Source organism: Mesotoga sp. HF07.pep.5.2.highcov, from assembly GCF_003666285.1.
Lineage (GTDB): Bacteria > Thermotogota > Thermotogae > Petrotogales > Kosmotogaceae > Mesotoga > Mesotoga prima.
On the sequence record NZ_JFHJ01000330.1, the window covers coordinates 1 to 643 of the forward strand.

A 643-nucleotide genomic window follows, 5' to 3' on the forward strand; every position below is an offset into this window, starting at 1 on the left:
GATGTTTGGGGTTTATTTGGTTTTCTGCAAGTATTAGTGATTTTTCTTTCATTGGCAGTCTCAATTGCTCTCCCGTTCTATTTTGGCAACGAGGTCGACAAAATTTCAGAAGTGGCATCAAGTAGAGAACAGAGCATCTCAGTAATGAAATCGCGACTTGAAGATGTATCTAGGGAAATTTCATACTTGCAAACGGTTGTAGGGGCGAGAGCAGAAAAGTAGAACTTTATCGAGGTGGATCATAAATCAATAAACTTGCTAGCAGGGTGACGCTGTTATATGTGCTTTTGATTCTTTGCGTAGGAGTCTTCGCAGTGAGGGCAGCGTATGTTTCCCTTTTTACTGAACCTGACCTACCTCTGGTTCTTGGAGTCAACAAGATACCGGCTCTAAGAGGATCGATATACGATTCCAAAGGTAGGTTATTGGCCAGCGATTCGCTGATTTATGAGGCATGGCTGGACCTCGGATATTTGAGATTGCTTACTTCTTCCGATCAAATAGATAGAGTTCTAAAAAATGTAGAACTTTCCTTTGGAATACCCTTCGAAAGACTGGTCGAAAGCCTTCAGAGCAACAGAAATTTCCTTCTTCTTGGTACCGCAGCTACTAACGATGAAATGCAACGAAGGATCACACCGAT

The 643-nt window shown here is 42.1% G+C and carries 1 protein-coding gene and 1 pseudogene; both read left to right on the forward strand.

All coding sequences use genetic code 11. From position 1 onward, the window contains the following. Window positions 1–222 (forward strand): hypothetical protein (locus BG32_RS15800; RefSeq protein ID WP_121526623.1); only part of this gene is annotated, 222 nt, incomplete at its 5' end. Between the two features lie 92 nt (window positions 223–314). Continuing rightward, window positions 315–643, forward strand: a pseudogene (locus BG32_RS07295) (peptidoglycan glycosyltransferase); the annotation flags it as partial.